The organism is Gilliamella sp. A7, assembly GCF_002142015.1.
Taxonomy (GTDB): domain Bacteria; phylum Pseudomonadota; class Gammaproteobacteria; order Enterobacterales; family Orbaceae; genus Gilliamella; species Gilliamella apis_A.
The window spans coordinates 1-2,101 of record NZ_NASN01000094.1; the positions used below are offsets into that span (position 1 = coordinate 1).

Genomic DNA, 2,101 nt, shown 5'->3' on the forward strand with positions numbered 1-2,101 from the left:
CAATTATTTGTCCACATTAATTTTAGTGCTTGTAATCTTGCTTCGGCATGACGTAAATGAGGTGTTGGTTGAAAGGCGTTACCTCCATGAATCGCAACCACTTGGGACCAATATCGAATCTGACGAGAAGATATCGCATATTTTTTTGAAAGAATTTCCGATGATTCTCCTGATAAGAATTCATTAGCTATGATAATTTTTAAATCTCGACTATATTTTGACATAAAAAGACCCCCAGTAATTGGTTGTCCAACTATTGGGGGGCACTTCAAAATTGCTTTTCAGGCTTATTTTTAGGTAATTTAAAAAAGTGTCTACTTTACAAAGGGTTTACATCAGAAAATCTAAAAATAAACTCAGGCTCTTTTAACTTACCATCCAAACTTAAACTTGACTCATAAATGCAGGTTTCTTTGTCTTTAAAAAAGTTACCTGAAAACGTCACTTTTTGACCTTTTTTCATATTAGCAACTTTGTCGAATAAAGGCGAATCAGGTTTAAGTAAGGTTTTATGGAACGTGTCTGATATTGCATTATTCCAAGTTTTAACATATATTTTTCTAGCAATTTCAATTTCTAATACACCGTAACCATCAGAATTTGAATTAATCTTGGTAATAGTACCCACCCAATCCTTAACTGACAAACTAGTGACACCGTTACAAATTGCCTTGCTTCTCTCTCTTAATGCACTGCCTTTTTGCATATCGTTATCAGCTTTTATAGCTTTATCCATAGCCGTTTTACTTGCTTCAATTAGCACAGTTTCATCTTGAGGATATTGAATTTCAGGCGTTGCTTCTTTCTTAGTTTCATCATTGTTACTACCCCCAAAGATAGCCACAAAAATTACTAAAATTATAACGGCAATTAAAATCTTCTTAATCATAGAACTTTTCTTTTTTGGGGTGGTTTCATTAGTCATAAATCATCCTTTTAATAATGCAAAAAACTTATTCTAATTAAAAATGATTAAATTTCAAATAAATATTTATGTTAATTTTGACCAGATATTTCAAATTTACTATATTGTGTGTCTAAAAATAACCGTGCACAATAAACATAAAGCCGATTAACAACCCCAAAGGAAGCGAGTATGATTAAGATGATTATCACTGATTTAGATGGAACATTTTTAAATGATCAAGGCGATTATGATCGGGATTTCTTTAGGCTAGTTAATGATCTTATGGCTAAACAAAATATCCAACTTGTTGCTTGCACAGGTAAACAATGTGAACGTGTTGAAGAATTATTTGGATCTTATAGTGATAAAATCTGGATCGTTGGTGATAGCGCAACAGCTATTAAACATAATGGTGAATTTGTTTATCGATCTTTTATTCAAAACCAGATTGGTCAACGTATTATTGCTACACTTGAACAAGCCAGTAAAGAGCATGTTATTATCGCATGTACCAGCAATGGTGCTGTAATTAAATCTAATCTACCTTCTCATTTGAAACAAAAAGTACGAGGCTCTTATACGACTATTATTGAAGTTGATGATTTAACAACAATCACTGACGATTTTATAAAAATTACTGTTTATGACGAAAATGGCCAATGTCCACAAACACGCACCCATTTAACGCCTTATGAAAATGAAGTTTATATTGTAGTGTCCGAAGCCGCTTGGATAGATATCACTGAGTATAATGTACACAAAGGTAACACCATAAAAAAACTACAACAAATGTTAAATGTTACCTACCACGAAACAATGGCATTTGGTGATGGTTACAACGACATCGAACTACTTGAACAAGCCAACTATAGCTTTGCTATGCGAAATGCCTTTGATGATACTAAAGCAGTAGCTAAATTTATTACTGGATCAAACAACGAAAGTGCTGTGATGAAAACTATCCAATTGATGTTAGCACTACAAACAAAATAAAAATTGAGGAAGGGGTTTTTAGTTTCTCAAAACTAAATTATGTAACCGTTGTGATTAAATATAAAATTGAAAAATAACTTAATTTAACAAAGAAGTCCTAAACTTTAGGTGGACTTCTTATTTTTCTAAAATTTAATATTAAAGATAGTATTTAATCGTATATATAACCAGGTATTAACCTACCTTTGTACCATACTTTAT

2 protein-coding genes and 1 pseudogene are annotated in these 2,101 nt (G+C 31.9%); 1 reads left to right on the plus strand and 2 read right to left on the minus strand.

All coding sequences use genetic code 11. From position 1 onward, the window contains the following. Both B6D18_RS12245 and B6D18_RS12250 read right to left on the minus strand, forming a co-directional pair. Nucleotides 1-224, minus strand: a pseudogene (locus tag B6D18_RS12245) (helix-turn-helix domain-containing protein); the annotation flags it as partial. 95 nt (nucleotides 225-319) lie between these two features. Further along, complete coding sequence (locus tag B6D18_RS12250; RefSeq protein WP_086364696.1) at nucleotides 320-925, minus strand: hypothetical protein; 606 nt, start codon at nucleotides 923-925, stop codon at nucleotides 320-322. Between the two features lie 171 nt (nucleotides 926-1,096). Here B6D18_RS12250 and B6D18_RS12255 point away from each other — a divergent pair, with 171 nt between their 5' ends. After that, nucleotides 1,097-1,900 carry a Cof-type HAD-IIB family hydrolase gene (locus B6D18_RS12255; RefSeq protein ID WP_086364697.1) on the plus strand — a complete coding sequence of 268 codons (804 nt, stop codon included), beginning with the start codon at nucleotides 1,097-1,099 and terminating at the stop codon, nucleotides 1,898-1,900. Nucleotides 1,901-2,101: the final 201 nt, after the last annotated feature.